The 24696-nt window shown below is 76.1% G+C and carries 24 protein-coding genes; 8 read left to right on the top strand and 16 right to left on the bottom strand.

Going from position 1 to position 24696, the window contains the following annotated elements; genetic code table 11:
• Nucleotides 1–7: 7 nt before the first annotated feature.
• The 9 genes from ACFVQZ_RS11085 to ACFVQZ_RS11045 all read right to left on the bottom strand — a co-directional run bounded on the left by ACFVQZ_RS11085 (nucleotide 8) and on the right by ACFVQZ_RS11045 (nucleotide 11481).
• The gene (locus tag ACFVQZ_RS11085; RefSeq protein ID WP_383621143.1) at nucleotides 8–1345 is read right to left on the bottom strand and encodes a protein kinase; all 1338 of its coding nucleotides are present in this window, start codon (nucleotides 1343–1345) and stop codon (nucleotides 8–10) included.
• Nucleotides 1342–2328 (bottom strand): PP2C family serine/threonine-protein phosphatase, encoded by a 987-nt coding sequence (locus ACFVQZ_RS11080; RefSeq protein WP_383621141.1) that lies wholly within the window; start codon nucleotides 2326–2328, stop codon nucleotides 1342–1344. The genes ACFVQZ_RS11085 and ACFVQZ_RS11080 overlap by 4 nt, the downstream gene beginning before the upstream one ends.
• Nucleotides 2322–2996, bottom strand: coding sequence for a tellurium resistance protein (locus ACFVQZ_RS11075; protein WP_030494593.1), 675 nt, complete (start codon nucleotides 2994–2996; stop codon nucleotides 2322–2324). Before ACFVQZ_RS11075 ends, ACFVQZ_RS11080 begins: the two co-directional genes overlap by 7 nt.
• 90 nt (nucleotides 2997–3086) lie before the next feature.
• Nucleotides 3087–3281: a hypothetical protein gene (locus ACFVQZ_RS11070; protein WP_030494592.1), complete on the bottom strand. Its 195-nt coding sequence runs from the start codon at nucleotides 3279–3281 to the stop codon at nucleotides 3087–3089.
• A complete protein-coding gene (locus tag ACFVQZ_RS11065) occupies nucleotides 3278–4873 on the bottom strand; it encodes a hypothetical protein (protein WP_383621139.1) in 1596 nt (531 codons plus the stop codon). The genes ACFVQZ_RS11070 and ACFVQZ_RS11065 overlap by 4 nt, the downstream gene beginning before the upstream one ends.
• 7 nt (nucleotides 4874–4880) lie before the next feature.
• Nucleotides 4881–7367: a GTPase-associated protein 1-related protein gene (locus tag ACFVQZ_RS11060; protein ID WP_383621137.1), complete on the bottom strand. Its 2487-nt coding sequence runs from the start codon at nucleotides 7365–7367 to the stop codon at nucleotides 4881–4883.
• Nucleotides 7364–8614, bottom strand: coding sequence for a hypothetical protein (locus ACFVQZ_RS11055; RefSeq protein ID WP_030494589.1), 1251 nt, complete (start codon nucleotides 8612–8614; stop codon nucleotides 7364–7366). Before ACFVQZ_RS11055 ends, ACFVQZ_RS11060 begins: the two co-directional genes overlap by 4 nt.
• A 1-nt stretch (nucleotide 8615) precedes the next feature.
• A complete protein-coding gene (locus tag ACFVQZ_RS11050; protein ID WP_383621135.1) occupies nucleotides 8616–10826 on the bottom strand; it encodes a hypothetical protein in 2211 nt (736 codons plus the stop codon).
• 88 nt (nucleotides 10827–10914) lie between these two features.
• Nucleotides 10915–11481 carry a GNAT family N-acetyltransferase gene (locus ACFVQZ_RS11045; RefSeq protein ID WP_383621133.1) on the bottom strand — a complete coding sequence of 189 codons (567 nt, stop codon included), beginning with the start codon at nucleotides 11479–11481 and terminating at the stop codon, nucleotides 10915–10917.
• Nucleotides 11482–11602: 121 nt separating this feature from the next.
• Here ACFVQZ_RS11045 and ACFVQZ_RS11040 point away from each other — a divergent pair, with 121 nt between their 5' ends.
• Nucleotides 11603–12256 (top strand): DsbA family protein, encoded by a 654-nt coding sequence (locus ACFVQZ_RS11040; RefSeq protein WP_051787769.1) that lies wholly within the window; start codon nucleotides 11603–11605, stop codon nucleotides 12254–12256.
• 74 nt (nucleotides 12257–12330) lie between these two features.
• Here the strand turns inward: ACFVQZ_RS11040 and ACFVQZ_RS11035 are convergent, their stop codons facing one another.
• The gene (locus tag ACFVQZ_RS11035; RefSeq protein WP_383621130.1) at nucleotides 12331–13383 is read right to left on the bottom strand and encodes an SGNH/GDSL hydrolase family protein; all 1053 of its coding nucleotides are present in this window, start codon (nucleotides 13381–13383) and stop codon (nucleotides 12331–12333) included.
• 300 nt (nucleotides 13384–13683) lie between these two features.
• On the opposite strand from ACFVQZ_RS11035, the gene ACFVQZ_RS11030 reads away from it, so the two are divergent.
• A complete protein-coding gene (locus ACFVQZ_RS11030; RefSeq protein ID WP_030494584.1) occupies nucleotides 13684–14235 on the top strand; it encodes an EF-hand domain-containing protein in 552 nt (183 codons plus the stop codon).
• A 193-nt stretch (nucleotides 14236–14428) separates the two neighbouring features.
• Here the strand turns inward: ACFVQZ_RS11030 and ACFVQZ_RS11025 are convergent, their stop codons facing one another.
• The 4 genes from ACFVQZ_RS11025 to ACFVQZ_RS11010 form a co-directional block, all read right to left on the bottom strand.
• The gene (locus tag ACFVQZ_RS11025; RefSeq protein ID WP_383621128.1) at nucleotides 14429–14851 is read right to left on the bottom strand and encodes a hypothetical protein; all 423 of its coding nucleotides are present in this window, start codon (nucleotides 14849–14851) and stop codon (nucleotides 14429–14431) included.
• A 132-nt stretch (nucleotides 14852–14983) separates the two neighbouring features.
• The gene (locus ACFVQZ_RS11020) at nucleotides 14984–15760 is read right to left on the bottom strand and encodes an SDR family NAD(P)-dependent oxidoreductase (RefSeq protein WP_383621126.1); all 777 of its coding nucleotides are present in this window, start codon (nucleotides 15758–15760) and stop codon (nucleotides 14984–14986) included.
• Nucleotides 15761–15842: 82 nt separating this feature from the next.
• Complete coding sequence (locus tag ACFVQZ_RS11015) at nucleotides 15843–16082, bottom strand: DUF397 domain-containing protein (RefSeq protein WP_030494581.1); 240 nt, start codon at nucleotides 16080–16082, stop codon at nucleotides 15843–15845.
• Nucleotides 16079–16951, bottom strand: a complete 873-nt coding sequence (locus tag ACFVQZ_RS11010) for a transcriptional regulator (RefSeq protein ID WP_036414642.1) — start codon at nucleotides 16949–16951, stop codon at nucleotides 16079–16081. The genes ACFVQZ_RS11015 and ACFVQZ_RS11010 overlap by 4 nt, the downstream gene beginning before the upstream one ends.
• A 108-nt stretch (nucleotides 16952–17059) precedes the next feature.
• Here ACFVQZ_RS11010 and ACFVQZ_RS11005 point away from each other — a divergent pair, with 108 nt between their 5' ends.
• The gene (locus ACFVQZ_RS11005) at nucleotides 17060–17497 is read left to right on the top strand and encodes an ATP-binding protein (protein WP_383621123.1); all 438 of its coding nucleotides are present in this window, start codon (nucleotides 17060–17062) and stop codon (nucleotides 17495–17497) included.
• A 57-nt stretch (nucleotides 17498–17554) separates the two neighbouring features.
• Here the strand turns inward: ACFVQZ_RS11005 and fusA are convergent, their stop codons facing one another.
• Complete coding sequence (gene fusA, locus ACFVQZ_RS11000) at nucleotides 17555–19558, bottom strand: elongation factor G (protein ID WP_383621121.1); 2004 nt, start codon at nucleotides 19556–19558, stop codon at nucleotides 17555–17557.
• A gap of 432 nt (nucleotides 19559–19990) precedes the next feature.
• Here fusA and ACFVQZ_RS10995 point away from each other — a divergent pair, with 432 nt between their 5' ends.
• Complete coding sequence (locus tag ACFVQZ_RS10995; protein ID WP_383621118.1) at nucleotides 19991–20605, top strand: DUF6232 family protein; 615 nt, start codon at nucleotides 19991–19993, stop codon at nucleotides 20603–20605.
• Here ACFVQZ_RS10995 and ACFVQZ_RS10990 read toward each other — a convergent pair.
• Nucleotides 20592–21017, bottom strand: a complete 426-nt coding sequence (locus tag ACFVQZ_RS10990; protein WP_383621116.1) for a VOC family protein — start codon at nucleotides 21015–21017, stop codon at nucleotides 20592–20594. The genes ACFVQZ_RS10995 and ACFVQZ_RS10990 overlap by 14 nt on opposite strands.
• Before the next feature lie 214 nt (nucleotides 21018–21231).
• On the opposite strand from ACFVQZ_RS10990, the gene ACFVQZ_RS10985 reads away from it, so the two are divergent.
• From ACFVQZ_RS10985 to ACFVQZ_RS10970, 4 genes are all read left to right on the top strand, one after another.
• Nucleotides 21232–21870 (top strand): nucleoside/nucleotide kinase family protein, encoded by a 639-nt coding sequence (locus ACFVQZ_RS10985; protein WP_383621114.1) that lies wholly within the window; start codon nucleotides 21232–21234, stop codon nucleotides 21868–21870.
• A 75-nt stretch (nucleotides 21871–21945) separates the two neighbouring features.
• A complete protein-coding gene (locus ACFVQZ_RS10980; RefSeq protein WP_383621113.1) occupies nucleotides 21946–23025 on the top strand; it encodes a hypothetical protein in 1080 nt (359 codons plus the stop codon).
• Nucleotides 23026–23067: 42 nt separating this feature from the next.
• A complete protein-coding gene (locus ACFVQZ_RS10975) occupies nucleotides 23068–23604 on the top strand; it encodes a tetratricopeptide repeat protein (RefSeq protein ID WP_383621111.1) in 537 nt (178 codons plus the stop codon).
• 80 nt (nucleotides 23605–23684) lie between these two features.
• Nucleotides 23685–24644: a hypothetical protein gene (locus tag ACFVQZ_RS10970; RefSeq protein ID WP_030494572.1), complete on the top strand. Its 960-nt coding sequence runs from the start codon at nucleotides 23685–23687 to the stop codon at nucleotides 24642–24644.
• The last annotated feature ends 52 nt before the right edge of the window (nucleotides 24645–24696 follow it).

Below are 24696 nucleotides of genomic sequence, written 5' to 3'. Positions count from 1 at the left end.
CCCGCGCTCAGCGCGCCCGGACCACCGCCCGGGCGCCGTCGGCGAGTTCGAGCGCGAGGCCGGAGCGCAGCGGCACCGTCTGGCCGGGCGCGATCCGCTGTCTCGTGCCGTCGGAGCGGGTGCCGGTCCAGTCCTCGGCCGAGCGGTTGGTCAGCCCGTACCGGCCCGGCTTCCGCGGGTGCTCGACCAGCTCGGCGACGAGGGTGGCGTCCGAGTAGTCGTGCCGGGTCGGCTCGGCCGCCAGGTGGTGCCGGTGGACCCGCGCCGCCCGCCCCAGCAGGACGTGCCGCTCCGTGCGGGGCGGCGGGGTGGTGACCACCAGCCGCGGCGGCAGCACCAGCGGCGTGCCGTCCTTCCAGCAGGTGCCGGGGGTCGCCGTGCCGGGGTCCGTCATGTTCTGCCGGCCGCACGCCGGGCACTCGACGACCGCGTCCCGGGCCGCCCGCAGCGCGTCCCGCCACTGCGACTCGCGGACCCGGGCCGACGGCTCCCGCAGCCCCACCGTGAAGTTCTTCGTGAACAGGTCCTGGAGCGACGAGGGCACCAGCGGCCACAGCGCCAGCACCGTCGTGTGCTCCACCGGGTCCGGCCGGTTGTCCGGGTCGTCCGGATCGAAGAGGAACAGCGGGTCGCGCCCGTACAGCCGGCGCTCGGCGTGCTCGTCCAGGCAGCGGATCGCCAGCTCCCGGGCCCCCTTGAAGGGGTGATGGTTCGTCAGGAACATGAACAGCAGCACCGACAGCGAGTGCAGGTCGCTCTGGGTGCCGGGCATCGCCCCCGGGTCGCCGCGCACCAGCTCGGGCGCCATGAAGCCCATGGTGCCGGAGATGCCGCTCTGGTCGCCCTCCACCACCGCGTTGTCGTTGTCGCAGACCAGCACCTCGCCGGTGGCCGGGTCGAAGAAGATGTTGCCCCACGAGATGTCCCGGTAGGCGATCCCGCGCGAGTGCAGCGCCTGGTACGCCTCCACCGTGTACAGGCACGCCGTCAGCAGCTCGCGGAAGGTGGTGGTGACCGTCCGCCGGAACAGCTCGGGCAGACCCCGGAAGCGGTCCGGCCGCACGTCCATCAGATAGCCGAAGCGGTCCGGGGCGGCGCCGACGAACGCGGTCGGCCACAGGAAGCGGTCGTCCTGGAAGTCCCGCGCCACCAGGTCCTCGACGACCTGCCGCTGCTGCGGGGTCGCGCTGTCCGGGTAGTACCACTTCAGCGCCTTCGCGGAGCCGTCGGGCAGGGTCACCCGGTAGACCTCGCCCTGCCCGCCCTGGCCGAGGAGCCGGTCGACGACCAGCGTCTCCCCGGTGTCGGTCGTCAGGGTGTCCCCGCTGTCGAGCATGCCACTCATCGTCGTTCCGTCTCCTCGTCGTCGTTCACAGTGCCGCCGGTCCCCGGCCCGGAACCCGGCTCCGGTGCCGTGCCGGACCCGTCGGGCCCCGCCGCCGGAGGCCCCCACGGCGGCGCCGCCTCCGGCGCCGGCGCCCAGCCCGGCCCCGGGCCGCCGGCCCGCTCCGCGCGGTGGGCGAGCGCCAGCGTGGTGTCGTCGCCGGAGTGCCGGGACGCCTCCGCCAGCCAGCGCGGCACGTCCTCGGCGATCCCCGGCACGCCCCCGCCGGCCAGCCGCTCGTACAGCCCCGCCGTGAACGCGGTGAACCCCGCGTCCGAGGCGAAGCTCTTCGACAGGCCGTCCGTCGACAGCGCCAGCAGCCGGGGCCCCCGCTCCGGGTCGGGCAGCGGCTCCCAGTGCACCCGGACCAGCCGCCACGCCTCCGGCAGGCACAACGAGGCCGTCTCGTCGCCGAGTTCGGCCCGCTCCGGGGCGAGCGGCAGCCGCACCCGACCGTCCTCGTCCACCACCGTCAGCTCGCCGTCGCCCAGCTGCCAGGCGACGAACAGGCCGGGGACCACGACGGCCCCCACGAGCGTGGAGCCGTACAGCCGCAGCACGTCCTCCCGGGACGCGCCGGCCCCCTCGGGGCCCGGCTGCCGCCGCCAGTGCTCCCACACCTCGGTCTGCCAGTCCCGCACCAGCCGCTCCGGCAGCTCGTACCGGGCGTAGTCGTGCAGCCGGCGCAGCCGGCCCGTGCGCCGGTCCGGGGCGAGGGCGGCGGCGAACTCCCGGCCCCGGACGACGAACCGGTCGGCGGCGAACCGCGCCCCCACGTTGCTGCGGGGGTACGAGGGCGAGCCGTGCCCGTCCGCCACCGTGAGGACCAGCGGGTCGGCCGCCGAGCCGGTGCCCTCCGCCACGCTCCAGTCCTGGTTGACCTTCTTGCCGAACCCCTGGACGCTCTCGCAGAGTGTTTCCCAGTCCGCCAGGGGGCTCACCACACGTCGTCTTCGTCGTCGTCGGCGAGGACCGGCGGCGCGTAGGGGGCGGCGGGCCGGGTCGGGCCGTCGCCCGTGACGCCGCCGGCGACCGGCTGCGACGCGGCCTTCACGGCGGCCGTCGACGCCCAGCGGATCGCGGCGGCGAGCTGCTTGGGGCTGTTGGCGTCCAGCGGGCGCAGCTCCGGGTTGGCCAGGAACTCCTGGAGCACGCCCCGGTCGGCGTCCGAGCCGATCGCGATGGCGACCCGGACGGCCTTCCGGCCCCACGGGGTGGCGTCGACGGCGCGCAGCCCGGCCCGCCAGTCGTCGGTCGGGGCGCCGTCGGAGACCAGGGCGATCACCGGCTTGAGGGCCCGCTCCGGCATGGGCGGGGTCTGGAGTTCGGCGGCGACCAGGTGCAGCGCCTCGCCGAGGTTGGTGGTGCCGTCGGGCGCCACGTCCTGCCAGGTGAAGGAGTCCACCGCCACCGGGTCCTTGTGGAGCCAGCGGGCGGTGGTCGAGAAGGTGAGGGTACGCAGCAGGAGCTGGGCCGCGGGGTTGTCGCGGGCCACCGACTGCATCTCCGGGATCGCCTCCCGGATCGCGTAGTTGAGCTGCCCGATCTTCTCGCCGAGCATCGAGTACGAGGTGTCGAGCAGCCAGATGAAGTGCACCGGGCGGTTCGCCATGGCGCCGCCGGGGAGGTCGGTCACGAGGTCCTCCTGGGAACGGGAGAGCAAGGAAACGGAAAGGTGAGAGGGGCGGGGGAAGCGGTCGGGTCAGAGGTCGTCGGCCGTCAGCTCCTCCCAGAGGGCGGGGACGTCGCCGGCGAGCCGGCCGATCGCTTCCAGCAGCCCGGGCAGCCCGTAGGCCGCGCCGAGCGCCGCCGCCGCGAGGGCCACGCCGGTGGCCGTCCACAGCAGGACGCGGACGGCCTTCCGGCAGCGGGAGATCCGCGGGGTGACCGTGGTCATCGGCCGCGCACCCCCGTCCCGCCGTCCCGCGCGCCGGCCAGGTCGCCGACCCGCAGCCCGGACCGGGCGAGCAGCCAGAGCACCGGTTCGGCGGCCCGCCGGGCCTCGGAGTCGAGGGCGCCGGTGCCGGTGGCGGCGAAGGCGCTGACCGTCCAGTAGCGGGCGGCCCCGAACTGGTGGGTGACGTTCCGGACGAGGTCGCCCACGCCGATGGCGGTCAGCCAGCCGCCGACGTCGGCGCCCGCGGGGGGCAGCGACGCGATCCGGTCCAGCACGTCCCGTTTGGTGACGACGACGGCCACGGGCAGCGTTCCCCTCCGTCCGGTGAGTTCGCCGCTGAGCCCGGCGAAGGTGTCGACGGGCCCCTGCGCGGCGGGCCGCGCCCCGGCGGCGACCGTGTCGTCGGCGCCGGCGATCCGCTGCCGCACGTCCCGGTCGGCGAGCACGTCCACGACGAGCAGGACCCCGTCGGCGTGGGCGAGGTACTGCTGCTCGCGCACCCGGCGGGCCTCCTGGAGCGCCTCGCCCATCGGGTCGTACAGGTAGAGCAGCCGGCGCCGCCGCCCCTTGCCGACCAGGACCATCCAGGCCCGCTGGTCGCCCTGGGTCTTCAGCGCCCAGTCGTCGTCCCGCAGCCGCCGGTCGAGCGCGGCGCTCTCGACCCGGTCGGCGTCGGAGCCGTGGGAGAGGGTGAGCCGGCCGCTCGCCTCCCACGACCGCAGTCCGGCCGTGACGGCCGCCACCAGCATCGTCTTGCCGGAGGAGGAGGCGCCGATCAGCGGCACGTGGACGACCCGGGTGGTCGCCGCGGCCGGCGGCAGCGGCTGGTCGCAGAAGGGGCATTCGGCGGCGAGCCGGTTCCGGCCGGTGAGCGGCGAGGCGGGCAGCCGGGCGCCGCACGCGCAGGTGTGCCGGAAGACGCCGTACCGCCCGGGCCGCAGCTCCCGGTGGGTGGCCTGGGCGCAGTCCGGGCAGCGGTGGGCGGCGAGCGGCACCGACCGGTGGCAGCCCGGGTGCGGGCAGACCGCCCGGATCCGGAAGAGCAGCAGCCACGCCCGCTCGGCTCCGCGCAGCAGCCCGGCGGCGGCGGCCCAGCCGCCGCCCGCCAGCGCGACCAGCGTCACGAAGAGGAGCAGCGCCGTCCCGTGCACCGCGGCGACGAGCAGCACGGCGGCGGTGGCGCCGACGGCCGTGCCGGGGGCGGCGAGCCAGAGCCACGCCCGGGTGAACGCGTTGGCCCCGCGCCGCCCGCTGCCGGGCCGGCGCCGCTGCAGGAGCCGGGCGGTGACCCGCCGCATCCAGTGGTCGCGCCACACCCGCCACGGGGTGCGCAGTCCGGCGCCGGTGACGGCGGCCGTGTCGATCCACACCTGCCGCGCCCAGTACGACGGCTGGGCGGGTTCGGTGCCGACGCCGGTGATCCGCCGGTCCTGGGCGCCCGCGCCGACCGGGCCGAGTGCCGCGGCCGCCGTCCGCACGGTCACGGCCAGCAGCGTCCAGAACGCCCGGAACACGCACACCGCGACCGCGGTGACCGCCCACACCGCGAGCACCAGGGTGATGATCAGCCAGGTCAGGTCCCCGCCGTCCATCGCGCGCTCACCTCCCCCCGTCCCGGGGCCGTTCGACGTCGCCCCATCGCGGCTCCCGCGCCCGGTCCTGCCGGCGCCCGCCGAACCGGCGGAAGAGCTGCTTCACGCCGCCGGACGGCCGGGCCCACTCCTCGAAGAGGTCGCGGTGGGCCGGCCCGTGCCGCCCGACGTGCTCGGCGGCCAGCCGCAGCTGGTCGTCCGGCATCTTCCGGACGGCGGGCCGCAGCACCTCCTCCAGCAGTTCGCGGCGGGTCAGGTTCCACACGGGCCCGGCGCTCTCGTGCGAGTGCCACGCCAGGTAGCAGTCGGCGAGCCGGGACGGGACGGTGAGGAAGTCGGTGAGGACGGGGGAGCGGGCGGCCTCGGCGTACGCGTCGATCAGGCCCGGGTCGTTGCTGTACGCGAGGGCGCGCAGCTCGTGCGGCGGCCGGTCGGCGCGCAGCAGCAGCCGGGCGAGCGCCCGCGCGGCCCGCGCCTGCGCGGCGGGGCGGGCCTGGGAGGACAGCGACCGGGCGCGTTCGACGAGGTTGCCGTGCGGGGCGCTCGGGTCGGTGTCGGCGTGTTCCAGGGTGTGGACGTGGGCGAGCAGCGCCAGGTCGCCGTAGGCGGCCCGGCCGACGGCGTCGCGGCCGTGGGTGAGGAGCTGTTTGGCGAGGGTGGGGGCGGCGGTGTCGTCGGCGGGCGCGTCGACGGCGGCGCTCACCAGGTCGTCCCAGGTGCCGGCGGCCCGGTGGACCTCGGGGCCGCTCTCGCCGAGCAGCTGCGACGCCTCCTCGGCGGTGGGCCCGCGGTCCTGCCAGAGCAGGTGGACGGCGGTGCGCAGCAGCCGCGGGTCGGCGAGGTGCGAGCCGCCGGAGGCGCGCAGCAGCGTGTGCAGGGCGGGCGTGCGGTTCCCGGCCCGGGCGGCGTGCGGTGCGAGGGCCGCGCACATCCGCAGGTGGGGGCGGGCGCCGAGGCCGTCGGGCGGCAGCGGGGTGGTGCGCAGTCCGTCGGCGACGGCCACCGGGTGGTCGGCGGCCCGGGCCTCCAGCAGGTCGAGCAGGAGGTCCCGCAGCGGCGCGGACTCGCCGATCAGGTCCGGGAGTTCCGGTACGCCCCCGGTGCCGTCGCCCGCGTCCCGGCCGGGTCCGTCGACGACGCGCCGGCAGAGCCGGTCGGCGAGGCCGGGCAGCAGGTCGCCGTGGTCGACGCCGAGGGTCCGCGCGATCCGCAGCAGTCCGGCGGTGCGGGGCAGCGGGGTGCCGGGGGTGCCGATCCCGGCGCGGACGGCCTCTCCGAGGCCGGCGGCGAGCCGGGAGCGGTGCGGTTCCGGCAGCGCGCCGGGCGGCAGCGGCGGCGGCGCGACGGCGGGGTCGCGGACGGCCGCGTCGACGAGCCGGGCGGTTATCGGGGCGGTGACGGCGAGCGGGACGGTGCCGCGCAGCGCGGTGAGCAGGGCGGCGAGGTCGCCGGGGGCGAGGGAGCCGGGCCGGCCCTCGGCGCACACGGCCCGCAGGAAGCGTTCCAGTTCGTCCTCGCCGAGCGCGCCGGGGTGGCCGGTGGCCCAGGCGGCGGCCGGGGCGTACGCGCCGGCGGGGACGGGGACGCCGGCGGCGAGCGCGAGCGCGGCGAGCGGTCCGGCGGCGAACGGCCCGGCGCCCGGCAGTTCCTGGGCGCGCTTGAACAGCGCGTCGGCGCCGGCCGCCCACACGGCGGCGGCGGTGAGCGCCCACACGTCCCCGGTGGCGGGCGGTTCGGCGCGGGTGTCGGCGCGGTCGTGGACGGCGTAGCGGTGCGGCTGCCCGGTGACGGCCCGGGCGTCCTCGGGGCGGACGCCGACGACCTGCTGGCGGGCGTGCTGGGGCCGCCGGGTGTACGTGGTGAAGGTAAGCGCCCGGGCGGCGTCGCGGGGCAGCGCCCCGGTGGCGAGCATCAGCCAGTGGGCGACCGCGCGGGTGTCGGTCTCGGCGAGCACCACCTGCGGGGCGGCGGGGTCCTCGGCGACGCGCCGCAGGTCGGCGAGGACGGCGGCGAGCCGGGGGCCCAGCTCGGCGGCGAAGGCGGCCAGTTCGCCGCCGAGGCCGGGCGGGATCCGGGGCGTGAGCCGGTCCAGCGGGGCCGGCGGCACGTCCTCGGGGGTGCGGTCGGCCCATTCGGCGGCGCCCCACAGCGCGATCGGCGGCAGGTCGCCGGGGAGCGGCGTGCCGGCGGGCACCAGGAGCGCGTGGGCGTGGAAGTTGCCCCACCGGCCGCTGTAGTCGGCGCCGGTGTAGACGGTGCGGCTCAGCAGCCCGCTGCCGTCGGAGAGCCGGGCGAAGCCGAACATCTCGGGGAAGGAGCCGAGTTCGGCATCGGTGGGGCGGGAGGGCGCGTCCCGGGGCGGCTCGTACCCGACGAGCTGTTCGGCCTCGCGCAGCACCGACGGCGGCACGCCGGGGCTGACGGCGGTGAAGCGGAAGCCGGAGCCGTCGGGGCCGGGCGGGGCCGAGGTGTAGTGCATCTGGGGGAGGCTCATGCGGCCGGCACCCCCTTGCCGGGCGTGCGCGGCGGCCGGGCGACGGGCAGCAGGCCGCGCCGGGCGAGCAGCCACAGCAGCGGGTCCTCGACGCGGACCGGCTGGGGTCCGGCGGCGGGCACGTCGGCGGGCGCGTCGGCGGGCGGCGGCGCGCCGAGCGCGGACAGCCCGAAGAGGGACACGTCGGAGAAGTCGCGTTCGAGCTGCCGCCACAGCGCCCCCGAGTCCCAGCCCTCCAGCAGCGAGCGGGTCTCCTCGTGGACGGCGAGCCGGTCGGCCTCGTCGAACCGGCCGCCGGAGTGCGGGGCGTTGGCGAGCAGCGGCGAGTGCGGGTCGAGCAGGCCGCGCACGGTGTCGGTCTTGGTGACGGCGACGGCGAGCGGGATCCCGACCCGGCCGCGGGAGCCGCCGTGGCCGTGCGAGCGGAGCTGGGTGGCGATCTCGGCGGCGATCTGGAGGGCGGGGATGTCCTTGGCGGGCATCTGTCCCTCGGCGGCGCCGAGGGTGTCGCGGACGGCGCCGAGCTGGAGCGGGTCGACGAGCAGGATGATGCCGTGGGCGGCGCTCAGGTACTGGGTGTACCGGTTCATCGCCTCGGCGGACTTCAGGTCCTCGCCGGCGGCGTCGAAGAAGACCAGCGCCGTGTGCCGGCTGCCGTCGCGGCCGAGGGCCTTGCGGGGGAGGCTCAGCCGGTACAGCAGCGGGTCGTTGAAGCCGACGGCGGACGGGACGGTGGCGTCGGGCAGCCGCAGCCGGTCGTACAGGTCCTCGGCCATCTCCCGGTCGCGGCGCTGGCTCTCGTCGCCCATGGCGGCGAGCGCCGCCCCGTACGCCTGCCCGACGCGGTGCCGGAGCTCGTTGACGAGGACGGACACGTAGGTGCTCTTGCCGGACGCCTTGGCGCCGACGAGGGCGATGATCCGGCTGTCCTGCTCGCAGTAGTCGCTGGGCAGGTCGCTGTGGCAGTGGGCGCAGACGCGGACCGGCGTGGGCACCCCGCAGTGCGGGCACTCGGCGCGCGGCCCGGGCCCGCGCAGCCCGCCGAGGGTGCGCGGCGCGACGAACACGGGCCCCTTCAGGTAGGCGGCGGGGGCGTGAGTCGCGCCCATGAAGCTCGCCCAGCGGTCGTCCCGTTCGGGGTCGCAGGGCGTGCCGCCGCGCAGCCCGGTCCGCGCCATCAGGCAGCGGTACGGGAGCCGTGCGGCCTGCGCGCGGTGAAAGCAGTAGGGGCAGATGACCGTCGTCATGTCAGCGCACCACCAGGGTCGTGAGGGCGGGTTCTTCGAGTCGTACGGCCCCGGCGCCGTCGCCCAGCAGGAAGGCGCGGAGCGCGTAGGGCGGGCGGGACAGGTCCGGGGCGGGCGGGAGGCCGTGGGTCTGGAGCGGGGCGCCGGCGAGCGAGGCGCCGTCGACCCGGAGCAGCGCGGTGCCGTCGTCGGGGTGCCGGGGCCGGGCGGAGGCGCGGTCGCCGCCCCGGTGGACGAGGACGAAGGCGGGCAGCGGCACGGCCGGGTCGTGCCCGTGGGCGCTGACCTCGACGGCGTACGGCACGGGCCGGCGGCCGAGTCCGCGCCGCCGGGTCAGCAGCCGGTACCGCACCACCGCCTCGCCGGGCACGTCGACGGCGACGGGCGCGCGGCGGACGGCGACGGCGGTCGCCGCGCCGCCGGTCCGCTCGTCGTGGGCGAGCGGCTGGAGCGTGACGCGCGCGGGCCCGGTGCCGAGGGGCAGCCGGAGCCCTTCGCGGACGTACCGGCTGCGGCTGGCGGTGAGGTCGCCGCCGTCCCAGGCGGCGCGCACGGTCCCGGCGCCGGGCGGCCAGTCGAAGAACAGCCGGACGGTGCCGCCGGGTTCGCGCACGGTGCGGGGCGCGCCGACCGGCCCGGGCACGTCGAGCCGCACGCCCGGCCCGGCGAGCGCCCGCTCGCCGAGCACGGTGACCGCGCTGACGAGCCCGGCGAAGGCACGGTCCGGCGTGGTGAAGCGGTCGTCGCCGTACCGGGCCCAGGGCAGCGGCGCGGGCAGGTCGGCGGTGCGCAGCTCGGCGCCGGGCGCGGGTGCCGTCCCCTCGGGCCACACCACGAGCCTCACCTCGGCCCCTTCGCCGCCCCGCCCGGCGAACCGCACCCCGTCCTCGGGCCCGGGTTCGGCGGTGAGCCCGGTGAGCGGCCGGGGCCACGCGTGGACGGTCCCGCTGCCCGCGACCCCCGGCGCGTCCACGGTGCCGCCGCCGGGAGCGGGGTGACGCGCCGTCAACCGCGCGGAGTAGAAGCCCGGTTCGAGTTCGGTGAAGACGTGCTCCTCGGCGCGGCCCAGGGTGTGGCGGCGGGTGTCGCCCCCGGGTCCGGTGAGGGCCACGACGACTCCGGAGGCCGTACGGGGGAGCCGCCACCGCACGGTGAGCCGCCCGGGCCCGTCCGTGACGGTGACGTCCTCGACGGCGGGTGCCACGAGCAGCGCCCGCGACACGTACGGCGTCCCGCTGGGCTGCCCGTCCCGTACGGGGAAGGCGGCGTACCGCACCCGGTGGCCCACCGGCGGGTCGGAGTCGACGGCGGCGCAGTCGGGCCCGTCCGCGCCGACGGCGCCGCGCACCGGCTCCGGGCGGTCCAGGCCGGGCCCGTCGCGCAGGACGCGCCAGCGGACGCCGGCGCGGCCGGGCCAGGAGAGCGTCACCGCGCCGCCGCCGACGGGCTGTACGGTCAGCCCGGCGTCGCCGCCGCCGGGGGCGGTGCCGAGCCGGATCAGGCCGCGCACCGCCTCGTCGTCGTCGGCGGCGAGGGACAGCACCTTCAGGTAGCGGGTCTCGGCGTCGGGGCCGGGGCCGGCGGCCTGGGCGAGCAGCCGGTCGCAGAGGTCGAGCCGCCGCCGCAGCCGCGCGCCGAACGCGGCGAGCCACGGGTCGGCGGCGAGCGCCGCGGGCCCGACGGCGGCGACGGCGCGGGCGCAGCCGCGCAGCCGCCGCGCCGACCAGAGCCGGGCGAGCGATTCGGCGGCGGTCCGCTGCCGGGCGTCCAGGACCGGCACGGACGGTGCCGCCGCGGCCAGGACGCGGGCTTCGTCGGGGTCGAGCCCGAGGCCGGTGGCGCCCTGCCGGAGGAGGGGGACGAGCTGGTAGAGGAGGACCCGCCGGAGGAGGGCCGGGTCGTGCCGCCGGAGGGCGGCGAGCAGCCGCAGCACCGGCGCGTGCGCGGGCCGGGCGTCGGCGAGGGCGTCCAGGGCGGGCCCGTCGAGCAGGGTCCGCCGGCGCGGGGTGCCCAGCGCGACCCCGTCGAGCACGGAAAGGAACACCCGCCCACCGGCAGCTTCCTGAGGATCCGTCAGTGCCTCGCCGGCGAACCGTAACCCCGCCGCCGACTGGGCGTCGGCCAGCTCGCGGTACTCGGCGGCCAGCGGGGCGAGGGGTAAGGCGCCCAGGGCGCCGGGCAGGCCGAGCCGTTCACCGAACCCCCGCCGCATCCCCCGACCCTTCGCTCTCGCGCTCCCCACGTCGCAAGGGGTACATCTCAGCAGAAGAAAGGGCCAGGCGCAGGTTCTTTGACGCAGATCACCGAGGGTGCGGGCCCGGCTGCGGAGGGTGCGGGGGCTGCGCGCCGGGCGCGGTGTAGCAGTGCACGTCCACCATGCCGTGCGGCCCCCAGTCCTGCGCGACGGTCGCCATCCGCCGCCAGCCCAGCCGCTCGTACAGCGCGGTGGCCTCGACGCACCGCGCGGCCACGTCGAGCACCGGGTGCCGGCCGAGCCGCCGGGCCTCCGCGACCGCCTCCGCCAGCAGCAGGGCGCCGACGCGGTGGCCGCGCGCGGCGGGGGAGACGTACAGCCGGTTCACCATGACGGCCTGGTCCTGGCCCCGGCCGGTGGCCGCGCTCCACACCCCGGGCGTGCCGTCGTGCTCGCGCGGCCCGGCCAGCCCCACGTGTCCGACGGTCCGCCCGCCGAGCTCCGCCACCCAGGATCCGAGGGTGGTCGGCGGGGTGATCCACGCGGCCGGCCGCTCGGGCCAGCTCACCGGATAGGCGTCGTGCTCGTGGACCTCCCGGAGCAGCCGTACGCAGGTGTCGAGGTCGTCGTCGGTGCGGGGGCGGACGGTGGCGAGGATGCTGTCGGTCGTCATGGGACATCGAAGCACACGCGGGCGCACGGGCGCGCGGGCGGGCGCACGCGACGAAGTGGCCCAGGAAGACGGACCCGAAGTTGCCCATGCGCATGGGCCGTTCACCCGGCAGGCTGGTCCCATGACGATCGACGAGGCCCAGCGCCCCCTCGCCCCGGGGGCCGCCGCCACCCGCACCCGGGTCGACTTCTGGTTCGACCCCGCCTGCCCGTTCGCGTGGATCACCTCCCGCTGGCTCCTGGAGGTGGAGCCGCTGCGGGACCTCGACGTCAGGTTCCACGTCATGAGCCTGTACCTGCACAACGAGGGCAACGAACTCCCCGCCTGGTACCGGGACCTGGTGGACCGCTCGCTCGGCCCGGTGCGGGTCGCCGTGGCCGCCGCCGAGCACGGCGGCGACGGGATCCTGCGGGACCTCTACACCGCGTACGGCACCCGCATCCACCAGGGCGGCGACAAGGACTTCGACCGCGTGACCGCCGAGGTGCTGGCCGAGCTGGACCTGCCCGCCTGGCTGGCCGCCGCCGCGCGCACCGACGCGTACGACGCCGCGCTCGGGCGCAGCCACGACGCCGGCAAGGACCCGGCGTCGGGCGCCTATGTCGGCACGCCGACCCTCCACCTCGACGGCACCCCGTTCTTCGGCCCGGTCCTGAACGCGGTCCCGCGCGGCGAGGAGGCGGCCGAACTCTTCGACGCGGTCCGCGTCCTGGCGGGGAACCCGCACTTCTTCGAGCTGAAGCGGGAGCGCACCGGAAGCCTGTCGTTCGCGTAGGAAGCGCAGGAAGCGCAGGAACGGGGGAGCCCCGGGACCCGCACGGGTCCCGGGGCTCCTGGGAAGGGAAGCGGTCAGCGTTCGAGGAGGGCGATGCGGATGGCCCGCTCGACGTGCTGGGCCGTGTTCTCGTGGCCGGCCTCGTTGGGGTGGACCAGGGTGGCGCGCTTGCCGACGAGGCCGCAGTTCAGCTTGCCGACCCGGCTGGGCCAGTAGTCGGCGGCGTCGCCGCAGATGCCCTCGACCCACTTCTCCTCGGCGGGCCGGCAGGCGTCGTGGCCCACGCTGGAGGAGTAGACGTCCACGTAACGGTCACCGAAGAAGCTCGTGACCTGCTGGATCCTGTTGTTCAGCTGCTCCAGCACCTCCTCGCGGAGCCAGTCGACGTCGGCGTGCTTGACCACGCTCAGCTCGGTGAGGGCGAGCCGGTTGCAGGCGCCGCTGTCCTCCGGCAGGACCGCCGGGTAGCCGACGGTGACGACCTTGGCGTTCGGCGCGGCCTGGTGGACGGCGGCCAGCATCTCGATGTACTCGCCCGTCACCCGGTCGAGGATCTCCTGGATGCTCTCCTGGTCCCCCTGCGGGTTGGTGTAGTACTCGCGGCAGGAGCCGTTGATCTTGGCGCCCTCCTCGACGCACTTCAGGAGGATGTCGCCGAAGGGCAGGCTGTTGCCGCCGACGCCGACGCCGACGCCGACGGTGACGACGTCGGTGTTCTCGTTCAGGCCGGCCCGCTTGATCTGCGTGTCCACGGCCGGCCAGCCGCCGGCGGGCGGCTGGACCGGGCTGATCGGCGTCTGCCGCTCGACGGCGATGTTCTTGATGGTGGCGTTGCCGCAGCTGACGTTGGTGAGGTTCACCGGCTTGCCCGGCGGGAACTCCTCCAGCTCCCGCTCGACCAGGCCGGGGTACGCGCCGCTGGTGCGGTCGCAGCCGTCCCGGGCCGGGTCGCCGAGCGCGGGCAGCGGGTCGCCGACGAAGCCGCCGGCGGTGTACGAGTCGCCCAGCGCGGCCCACTCGTACGTGTCGGCGGCAGTGGCCGAGCCGGCCGGCAGCAGGGCGGACGCGGCCAGCGCGAGCCCGACGGTCAGGGCGCGCAGGCGCGGGCGGGAGACGGGGTGTCGCATGAATGCTCCAGGGAACGACGGAGGACGCCCGGAGCGGAACACGATCTTCCGGGTGCGGAAACGCCCAAGATCGTCCCGGCTGCCGGACCGCGCTTTCCACAGATCCGGCTCCATCGCCCCCGATCGAGCTAAATGGTCACATCGTCGGTGTGCTCGCCGCCCCCGAGGAAGGTCCGGACGGTCTGGCCGGAAGTGGTTCACGCCCGCGAGTGATCATGCGCCGAATCGCCCCGCGCGGCGCTCGCCGGACCGGAGTATGCGGTTCGACCGATCCACCTGCCGAACCGAGGGGGCACCACCATGACGACCGTCGCGCACGACCTCGCCGCCACCAAGTACGGGCGGGTCTTCGACCTCCTGGACGCCGACGGGAGCGGCTACCTGGAGTGGCCCGACTTCCAGGCGCTGGCCGACCGGCACCTCACCGCCTACGGCATCGACCGGAACGACCGGCGCGCCCGGGTGCTGCTCGCGCACTACCAGATGCTCTGGCTGGAGCTGCTGCGTCACTCGGACGTCCAGGGCGACCGCCTGAACCGCGAGGAGTACGTCCTGGCCCTCCGTCTGCTCCTCGTCGACACCAGCCGGGTGAACGTCGTCGAAGGGGGCGGCCACGCCATGTTCGACCTCATCGACACCGACGGCGACAACGAGATCGGCAAGGACGAGTTCCTCACCTTCCTCCGGAACGTCTGGCAGGTCACCGACCCCGCGGCCCTGGACACCTTCGACGCGATCGACGCGGACGGCGACGGGCTGATCTCGCGTCCGGAGTTCCTCCGGACGCTGCGCGAGTACTACTACTCCGCCAACCCCGAGGCGCCCGGCTCGGCGCTCTTCGGCGTGCTCTGAGCGGATCGCCCCGCCGCGCCCCGGCACCCCGCGCGGGGCCGGGGCGCGCGCCCGTCACCGGGGCAGCGCCTTGCCGCTCCGGAAGAGGCCCCCCGTGGCGCCGGAGTGCGTCCTGGCCGGTCGCCGGCGACCGCCGGCCACCAGTGGGCCACCTCGCCGTCGGGCCCGGCCTCGTAGGGCTCGGTCCCCGGCATCACACACGACACGTACGCCGCCGAGCGGTCCCGCCGGCTCGGCGGGACCGCTCGGTGTGGCGCCCGGGGGGCGGCGCCGCGCCGCGCACGAGGCGCGCGATCTGCTCGTCGACGAGACCTTCGCCGTCGGAGTGAGCGGCCGGCGCGACTGGCCAGAACCCCCCGTTCCCGGCGACCGGCGCCTGCAGGGCCGCCCCGCCGTCCGGCCACGAGGAGGCGAACGACGCGCCGTCGGCGGGTACATTCGCGTCGACGAGGATCACGCGGGCGAGCCGGTCACCGATCCGCTCCACGGCCCGGCCGGCCGGGAGGCCCGCGTAGCCGGGACCCACCAGAACCACGTCCCGCAGATCCCGGCGCTCCACCTCGGACACGACGTCCTGGACGTGGGTCGCCTGCCCCGCCGGGCCCCGCCACGGCACGGCCTCGTCCCACGCCCACCCGAAACGAGCCGCGCCCCGGCGCCCCGTACGCGACTCACCGTGCCCGGCACCGTGGAACGGAACAGCCGGACGAACTCCTGGCGCATACGGCCAGGGGCTCCGGGGGGGGGCTCAGTGGACGGAGAAGCCGCCGTCCACGAAGAGCGAGTGGCCCGTCACGTACGCGGACGCGTCGCTCGCCAGGAAGACGGCGGCGCCCGCGAAGTCCTCGGCGAGGCCGTTGCGGCCCACCATCGTGCGCGCCGCCAGCGCCGCGACCTTCTCCGGGTCGGACGAGAGCCGCTGGTTCAGCGGGGTCATCACGAAACCGGGGACCAGCGTGTTCGCGGTGACGCCGTACGCCGACCACGCCTCCGCCTGCGAACGCGCCAGCGACTCCAGCGCCCCCTTCGACACCCCGTACGCCCCGCTCTGCACGAACGCCCGGTGCGCCTGCTGCGAGGTCACGTGGATGAACCGTCCGAAGCCGCGCTCGGCCATCCCGGGACCGAACCGCTGCCCCAGCAGGAACGGCGCCTCCAGGTTCACCGTCATCGTCGCGTCCCAGACCTCCTCGCCCACCTCGCCGAAGGGCGGGCGCAGGTTGATCCCGGCCGAGTTGACCACGATGTCCGGCTCCCCGAACACCCCGGCAGCCGCCTCCGCGCCCGCCTGGATGCCCTCCCGGCTGCCCAGGTCGGCGCTCACCCAGTCCGCCCGGCAGCCGTCGGCCGTCAGCTCCTCGACGGTCGCGACGAGCTCCGCCTCCTTGCGCGCCAGCACCACCACACGCGCCCCGGAGCGGGCCAGCGCCCCCGCGATCGCCTTGCCGATGCCGGAGCTCCCGCCGGTGACCAGCGCGGTGCGGCCCTCCAGCGAGAAGAGGCGGGAGAGGTAGTCGGTGCTCAAGGTGCGCTCCTCAGGACGTGCGTGTACCGGCCCGCCCGCGTGCGGTAGGGGGCAGGTACACGCATCCTGGCACAGTCGCCCGTCAGGCGAGCTGCGCGACGAACTCCGACCAGGCCGCCGGCGCCACGGTGAACTGCGGCCCGTCCGGGACCTTGGAGTCACGGACGTGGACGGTGGAGGGGCAGGTGGCGACCTCGACGCAGTTGTCGCCGTCACCGCTGCTGTAGCTGGACTTGTGCCAGGAGAGGGCGACCTCCACGCAGTTGTCGCCGCTACCGCTGCTGTAGCTGCTCTTGAACCAGGCCAGTTCAGTGGTGCTCATAGTGCTCCTCGGATCTCCCGCAGCAGGCTCACGGATGCCTCGACAGACAGAGCCTGTGCTCGCATCCTGGCATATCGCTGCTGGAGGATGCTGACCACTTTGGAGTCGGAGATGAGCTGGCCTGTCTCCTGGCCCTCGCAGTAGGCGTACCAGGTGTTGTCCTCGGTCTCCAGGAGGCACAAAGGGCCGCCGATGCCCGCGTGGTATCCGCGCGACTGCGGCATGATCTGGATGTCGATGTTGCGGCGCTCGCCGAGGGCGAGGATGTGGTCGATCTGCTCGCGCATGACCTCCGCGCTGGCCACCTCGCGACGGAGGGCGTGCTCCTCGATGACGAAGCTGTAGATCGTCTCCGGACGTTCCGTGAGGATGTTCGTCCGCTCCATGCGGATGGTCAGGTTCGACTCGATCTTCTCGTCGCTCATCGCGGGAAGCTGCTTCTCGAAGAGCGTCCGGGCGTACGCCGGGGTCTGGAGCAGACCCGGCACCATGCGACTCTCGAAGGTGTACAGCGTCACCGCCAGCGGCTCCAGATCCGCCCACTCCTCGAACCACTTCGCCAAGCCCGCCTTGCGCGTCAGAGGCGTCGCCGCCGCGCGGATCACCTCGAACGCGTCCAGCACCTCCTCCGACTTGTCCACGAACCTCTTCGAGGGGTATCGCCGCCCCTGCTCGATCGACGCCACCATCGGAACCGAGTACCCCACCCTCGGTGCGAACTGCTCCTGGGTGAGACCGGCCCGTTTGCGGAACGCCTTGACGACTTCCCCGAACGCCTTCAGGCTCTCTGACGTCTCTGGCACGTTTCCCTTGGGTTCGTCGTCTGCCACCCCGCCACCTCCCGCACCATGTACTCGCGTTGAACGCATCAAGGTTCACGGACGGTGACCGGTACCGTCCAGTGAGTGGACTGGTACAGCCGCGGTGTACCAGTCGAGTAGCTGGTAACTGGCCATGATCGCGACGAGATTGGCCGCATGACGACCCCCTTGGCGCGCAAGCGGCCTGTCACCGTACGTATGTTCACGCAGCGCTTCAGCTCGACCCCGCGCGGCGCCCGCCTCGCCCGCCGGTTGACGACGCATCAACTGCACCAGTGGGGGGTCGCGTACGGCTCCGCGCTGTCCGACACAGCCGCGCTGATCGTCGCCGAGCTGGCGGCGAACGCGGTGACGCACGGGCGGGTGCCCGGGCGGGACTGCGAGCTGGCGCTCCTCTACTCGCCCGGGCTGCACCTGCGGATCGACGTCTCCGACACGCGGGGCGAGCGGCGGCCGGAGGCCGGGGCGGCGGGGCCGCTGGACGAGGGCGGGCGGGGGCTGCTGCTGGTGGAGGCGCTGGCGACGCGGTGGGCGGTGCTCGACCGCGTACCGGTCGGGAAGACCGTACGGGCCGAGCTGGACCTGAAACGCTGAGGGGCCCGGCCCCGCACGGACCGCGAGGGTGCCGTACGGGACCGGGCCGGGGGCCGGTCAGCCCTTCAGCGGCTCGTAGCCGGCCGGGCGGGTGGTGAAGGTGCCGCGGCCCTGGGTGCGGCCGCGGAGGCGGGTCGCGTAGCCGAAGAGCTCGGCCAGCGGGACCGTCGCCGTCACCACCGACGTACCGCCGCGCACCTCCGAGTCGGTGACCCGGCCGCGGCGGGCCGCGAGGTCGCCGAGGACGGTGCCGACGGAGTCGGCGGGGACGGTCACCGTCACCTCCGCGACCGGTTCGAGCAGCGCCATCGCGCTCGACCGCAGCGCCTCGCGGAGCGCGAACCGGCCCGCCGCCCGGAAGGCGAGCTCCGAGGAGTCCTTCGGGTGCGTGGCGCCGTCCGTCAGCGTGACGCGGACGCCCGTCACCGGGTGGCCGCCCAGCGGGCCGTCGGCGAGCGCGTCGCGGCAGCCGGCCTCGACCGCGCGGACGTACTCCTGCGGCACCCGCCCGCCGGTCACCGTCGACGTGAACACGAACTCCTCCTCTCCCCCGCCCGGCTGGACGTCGAGCACGACGTGGGCGAACTGGCCCGCGCCGCCGTCCTGTTTGACGTGCCGGTACAGCAGGCCCGTCACACCCCGCGTCACCGTCTCCCGGTAGGCGACCTGCGGACGGCCGACCGCGACCTCCAGGCCGCGCTCGCGCCGCAGCTTCTCCACCGCGACCTCCAGGTGCAGCTCGCCCAGGCCCGACAGCACCGTCTGGCCCGTCTCCGGGTCGGACCGCACCACCAGCGACGGGTCCTCCTCGGCGAGCCGGGCGAGGGCCGTCGCGAGCCGGCCCGTGTCGGTGGACCGGCGCGCCTCCACCGCCACCGAGACCACCGGGGCGGCGGACACCGGCGGTTCGAGGACCACCGGGGCGTCCGGGGCGCACAGCGTGGCCCCGGCCCGGACGGCCTTCGGACCGACCACGGCGACGATCTCCCCGGCGGTGCCGGCGGGCACGTCGACCGTCCGGTCGGCCTGCACGCGCAGCACCCGGGAGATCCGCTCCGTCCGGCCGGTCGCCGTGTCCAGCACCGAGGCGCCCGGGCGGAGCACGCCCGCGTAGACGCGGACGTACGTCATCCGGCCGGTCGGCGCCGCGGTCACCTTGAACGCCAGCGCCACCAGCGGCGCCTCCGGGTCCGCCGCCCGCTCGCCGCCGCCGACCGGAGGCCGGTCCGCGGGCGCCGGCAGATAGGCGACGACCGCGTCCAGCAGCGGCTCCACGCCCCGGTCCCGGTACGCCGCGCCGCACAGCACCACCACCGCGGTGCCGGCCAGCGTCAGCTCGCGCAGGGCGCGGACCAGCGTGCCCTCCGCCAGCGCGCCCGTCACGCAGAACTCGTCCAGCGCGTCCGCGTGCAGCTCCGCCACCGCCTCCTCCAGCAGGCGCCGGCGGCGTACCGCCTCGTCGCGCAGGTCCGCAGGGACCTCCGTCTCGGCCCGGACGCCGTCCTCCCACGCGTACGCCCGCATCCGGACGAGGTCCACGACCCCGAGGAAGCCGTCCTCGCGGCCGATCGGCAGCTGGACGGGGAGCGGGACGGTGCCGAGGCGGTGCCGGATCGAGGCGACGGCCGCGTCCAGGTCCGCGCCCGCCCGGTCCATCTTGTTGACGAACGCGATCCGGGGGACCCCGTACCGGTCGGCCTGCCGCCACACCGACTCGCTCTGCGGCTCGACGCCCGCGACCGCGTCGAAGACGGCCACGGCGCCGTCGAGGACGCGGAGCGCGCGCTCGACCTCGTCGGAGAAGTCGACGTGGCCGGGCGTGTCGATCAGCGTGAGGCGATGGCCGGCCCACGCGCAGGTGACGGCGGCGGCGGAGATGGTGATGCCGCGCTCCCGCTCCTGCGGGTCGAAGTCGGTGACGGTCGTGCCGTCGTGGACCTCGCCGCGCTTGTGGACCGCCCCGGTCAGGAACAGGATCCGCTCCGTGACCGTCGTCTTGCCGGCGTCGACGTGGGCGAGGATGCCGAGGTTGCGGACCTGGGTGTCGGTGAGGGTGCGCACGGTGGTGTGCCTTTCGCTGCTGTACGGGACAGGGCAGCGCGATTCCCGGACGCGGGAGGGCGTCGGCGGGCCTGCGGTGACGGGCGCGCAGCTGTCACCGGCGGGCGGAAGAGGCGAGGATCACGTCGTACCGGCGGGCGCGGGGGAGGACGGCGACGGCGGTGGCGTACGGGTGACGCATGGTCGGCTTCCCCCCTCTCCGGGTCGGTCGAACGGAACGGCTCGCTGCGGCGCGCGCCGGTCGGCGGGCCGTGACGGGAGTGTAGGGAGCCGGGGGCGCGGCGCGACAGCGGTTTTCCGGGGCCCGCGCGTATGGCCGTAACTCGCCTGTGCAGAACGGGTGCTCGCATGCTCAATGGTCACGGGCGCACAGGAGTGCGGCACGGTGACCCGCGTGCGGGACGCGCGCGGACGAGACACGGGGGACTGCGGATGGACACGACGAACGGCCCCGGCACGCCGCCCGGACCCGGGGACGCCCCGGGACCCCCGCCCGCCGATCCGCCGACCCGGCGGCCCTGGCTCGCGCACGGCGGGCCGGCGAAGCCGCGCGGCCCCCGCTCGGTCGACCTGCGGGTGCGCGAGGGCGTGCTGTGGATCGGCGGGGCGGCGCTGCCGCTGCGGCACCTGACCTCGGTGGAGGTGGCCCGGGTCAAGCCCGACGCGCTGCTGCGCTGGCTGCTCGTGCTCGGCCTGGCCGTGATCGGGATCAGCTCCGTGCAGGGCGGCGCGGTGCCCGGCCTCGGGTTCCCGCTGCTCGTCGCCGTCCTCGCCGGGGCGGCCTTCGTCGCGCTGAAGGACGTGTTCGCCCCCGCCCGGCCCGTGCTGGTCGTGCAGACGGCCGCCGGCTCCACCGCCGTCGTGACCCTGCCGGACCTCGACGAGCTGCGGCACCTCGCCGGGCTGGTCGTCCGGGCGATCGGCGACCCGTCGGCGGAGTTCCACGCGGTGGTCCAGCGGATGGGCCCGCAGGGGAACGGCGACCGGCAGGCGCCCGTGGTCCGGATGAAGGGCGGCCGGGGCGGGTCCCCGCTCACGTACCGCTAGGGGAGCCCTCCGCCGGCTGGAGGAGGTCCCAGCGGTTGCCGTACAGGTCCTCGAAGACGGCGACCGAGCCGTACGGCTCGTGCCGGGGCTCCTCCAGGAACGTCACCCCGGCGGCCGTCATGCGGGCGTGGTCGCGGGCGAAGTCGTCGGTGTGCAGGAAGAACGCGACCCGGCCCCCCGACTGGTTGCCGACGGCGGCCTCCTCGTCCTCGGTGCGGGCGCGGGCCAGCAGGAGGCCCGCGTTCCCGAGGCCGCCCAGCCCGCCGGAGCCGCGCGGGCGGACGACGACCCAGCGGGAGCCGTCGCCCCGGTCGGTGTCCTCGACGAGCTCGAAGCCGAGGGCGTCGGTGTAGAAGGCGAGGGCCTCGTCGTAATCACGGACGACGAGCGTGACGAGTGCGATGGACGGCATTCCCCCAACGTAATGCGCGCCCCCCGGCCGCCCCACCCGCGCGGACCCGCGACACGCCCGCCACGACCCTCGACCCGCCGAGGGTCGGCACGAGGGTCGGGGGAGGGGCGGACACCGGTCTGGACCAGGGGCGTGACAGGGGCCGTGCGAGGGGTGGGGGAGGGAGCGCCCGCCCGGACCCCGGCGCGCCGCCGCCCGGTGCGAGAATGCGCCCATGGCCGCCCTGGACGCACCCCGGTTCGAACGGCTCGTCGCACGGGCCCGGCGACTCGCCTCCGACGGCCCGGGGCGGCGCCTGCTCGGACTCGCCGGACCGCCCGGCGCCGGGAAGTCCACGCTCGCCGCCCGGCTCGTCGAGCGGCTGGACGGACTCGCCGTGCTCGTGCCCATGGACGGCTTCCACCTCGCCGGCGCCGAGCTGGAACGGCTCGGGCGCACCGGACGCAAGGGCGCGCCCGACACCTTCGACGCCGCCGGGTACGCCGCGCTGCTGGCCCGGCTGCGCGCCCCCGAGCCCGGCACCGTCGTCTACGCGCCCGCCTTCGACCGGACCCTGGAGGAGCCGGTCGCCGGATCGATCGCCGTCCCGCCGGACGTCCCGCTCGTCGTCACCGAGGGCAACTACCTCCTGCACGCGGACGGCCCCTGGGCGGCGGTCCGGCCGCTGCTCGACGAGGTCTGGTACCTCGACCTGCCGGACGCGGTCCGCGTGCCCCGGCTCGTCGCCCGCCACGTCCGCTTCGGCAAGGCGGAGCCCGACGCCGAGGCGTGGGTGGCCCGCTCCGACGAGGCCAACGCGCGGCTCGTCGCCGGGGGCCGCGACCGCGCCGACCTCGTCGTGCCGCTGGACTGACCGGACGCGGCGGAAACTGCCGGCCGGCCGGCGGCGTCCGTCACCATGGACACGACGACGACAGGGGGGACCCGCGTGACGGACATTCTCTACGGCGAGCGGTCGAGGAACCCGCTGGCCAGGACGGTCGAGCTGACCGCGAGCGGCATCCGCAGGGGCGGCCGGTTCACCCCGCACGCCGAACTCAACCTGGCCGCGATGGCGGAGGCGTACCAGCGCGGGCGGTGGCTCGGCGGCGGCGGGTCCGAGCGCACGCTGGACCGGCTGGAGGACGGGCCCGGCGTCGTGCCGCTGACGCGCGCCTCCGGCACCGGCGTCCCGCTCAAGGTGCGCCGCGCCGCCGCGTTCGCGCACGAACTGGGGCAGCTCGCCGTCCGGCTGAGCGGCGGCCCCGAGCGGGTCGCCGAGCTGGGCCGGCGGGCCGCCGCCGAGGGCGTGCCGCTGTGGCTGGCCCGGCGGACCGCGCCCGGCCCCGCCGGGGACGTCACCGTCGCCGTCGACCGGCGCCTCGTCCGAGTCGACGTGTGGGGCCCGTACGCCCCCGTCGTCCGGATCCGGGCGCCGCGCGGCTTCCACCCGCAGGAGGCCCACCCGTCCCGCGGCCTGACCCTCACCGTCAGCGACGTCCCGGCCGCCCTCCACCTCGAACGGCACAAGATCCGCAAGTCCCGCAGCCACGTCCTCGCCGAACTCCCCGGGCAGCGCTGGGAGCTGACCCGGCGGAGCGCGACCGCCTCGGCGCTGTTCCGCGACGGCCGGGAGGTCGCCCTCCTCGCCCGGCCGCCGCGCGGACGCGCCGCCGGCCGGCCCGGAGAGCTGCTGCCGCTCGGACCCGTCGGCCTGGCGACCTCCGACCCGCTCGACGCGGTCATGGCGCACGCCTTCGCCACCGCGTTCGGCCTCGGCGACACCACCGGCCTCGCCCGCTTCCCCGCCCAGTGGCGGCCCGGCGAGGGCTACGAGCCCTGCGCCACCGACGCCGACTGGCCGCGCCCCTGGTACAGCAACCTCGGCACCGACCGGGCCGACAACGAGCCGGGCGGCGGCGACGGCTGGGGCTCGGACGGCGGCGACGCCGGCGACTCGGGCGGCGACTCCGGGAGCGACGGCGGCGGCGGAGGCGACGGCGGGGGTGGCGGCGGAGGCGGCGACTGACCGGCCCCGGCCGGCGGCCCCGGCGCCGAGTAGGGTGACGCCATGAACGACGAGCGCGCCGGGGCCACCGGGTGGGAGGAGCGGGTCGCCGCCCTCTGGGAGCAGATCGACACGTACGCGCCGGAGGACTTCCGCGCCCGGATCGCCGCGCTCGCCGCCGAGCGCGGCGACGACGACGCCCCCGCCCTCTTCGAGCAGGGCGCCGCCCACGACTCCACCGGCCTGCCCGCCGAGGCCGTCGCCCTCTACGAGCGGGCGCTCGGCCTCGGCCTGACCGGGCTGCGCCGCCGCCGCGCCGTCATCCAGCTCGCCAGCAGCCTGCGGAACCTCGGCCGCCCCGACCGCAGCGTCGAACTGCTCACCGCCGAACGCGACCTGCCCGACGCGCGGCTCGACGCCGACGAGCGGGCCCTCGCCCCCGCCGTCGACGCCTTCCTCGCCCTCGCGCTCGCCGACACCGGCCGCGACCGCGAGGCCGCCTCGCTCGCCCTCGGCGCCCTCGCCCCGCTGCTGCCCCGCTACAACCGCTCCCTCGCCCACTACGCCCGCGCCCTCCTCACCGCCCCCGACGGCTCCTGAGCCGACTTCGCCGGGCGGCCGGTGGACGCCCCGCCCCACTCGCTACGCTGAAACGCAACGGCGACGGAAGGCGGGCTGACGTGGGGTGGCTGCGCAGGGGACCCAGGCGGGACGGCGAGGACGCGCCGCGGGACCCGGAGTTCGCCTACTTCTCCGAGCGCGAGGCGGCGCTCTTCCGGGCCACCGTCCGCGAGGCGTTCGCCGAACTCGGCCTCGAGGTCACCGTCTACGCGAACTCCGTCCAGGACGACCGGCAGCGCAGCTTCGGCCTCGGCAACCTCGCCGCCGTCTGCCACCGCGACCGGCGCGGACCCCGCGTCTGGCCCGAGCTGATCCGCCGTCACGTCACCCTCGTCGTCCGCACCCTGGACGGGCCGTCCGCGCTCGACACGCTGCCGCCCGAGCAGATCCGCGCCCAGCTCTACCCCCGGGTCGTCAGCGCCGACGGCATCGACCCCGGCGCCTTCGGCTACGCCCGGACCCTCGCCCCCGGGCTGTACGAGGTGCTGGCGCTCGACCTGCCGGAGAGCGTCATGATGCTCACCGACGACGCCCTCGACCGGCTCGGCGACCCCGCCCAGCTGCGCGCCCGCGCCCTGAAGAACCTGCGCGGACTGCCCGTCGAGGACCACGAGACCGTCCGCGACGCCGACGGCATGACCTTCGAGGTCGTCGTCGGCGACTCCTTCTACACCGCCAGCCGCGTCCTCGACCTCGACGCCCTCGCCGAGCGGGTCACCGGGCTGCCGCTCGGCGAGCACGGCGCGCTCGTCGCCCTGCCCTTCCGGCACCAGATCGCCTTCCACCCCATCCGCGACACCACGATCATCCCGGCGCTCGGTGCCATGGCCTCCTTCGCCGCCGCCGAGTACGAGGACACCCCGGGCGCCATCAGCCCCTACGTCTTCTGGTGGCGGGACGGCACCCTCACCCAGCTCAGCGAGCACGACGAGGAGGGCGGCGGGCTGCGGATCGTCGTCGGCGACGACTTCCAGGACCTGCTCGAACGGCTCATCGCGCAGGGGCCGGGTCCGCGCTGACCGGCGCCCGGAGCGGTCGCGGCGCGCGGGCCCGGCGGGGAGGATGCCGGAA

Source organism: Streptomyces sp. NPDC057854, assembly GCF_042797055.1.
Classification (GTDB): Bacteria; Actinomycetota; Actinomycetes; order Streptomycetales; family Streptomycetaceae; genus Streptomyces.
Note: the sequence above shows the minus strand (reverse complement) of the source record. Positions and strands in the feature narration are given on the sequence as shown.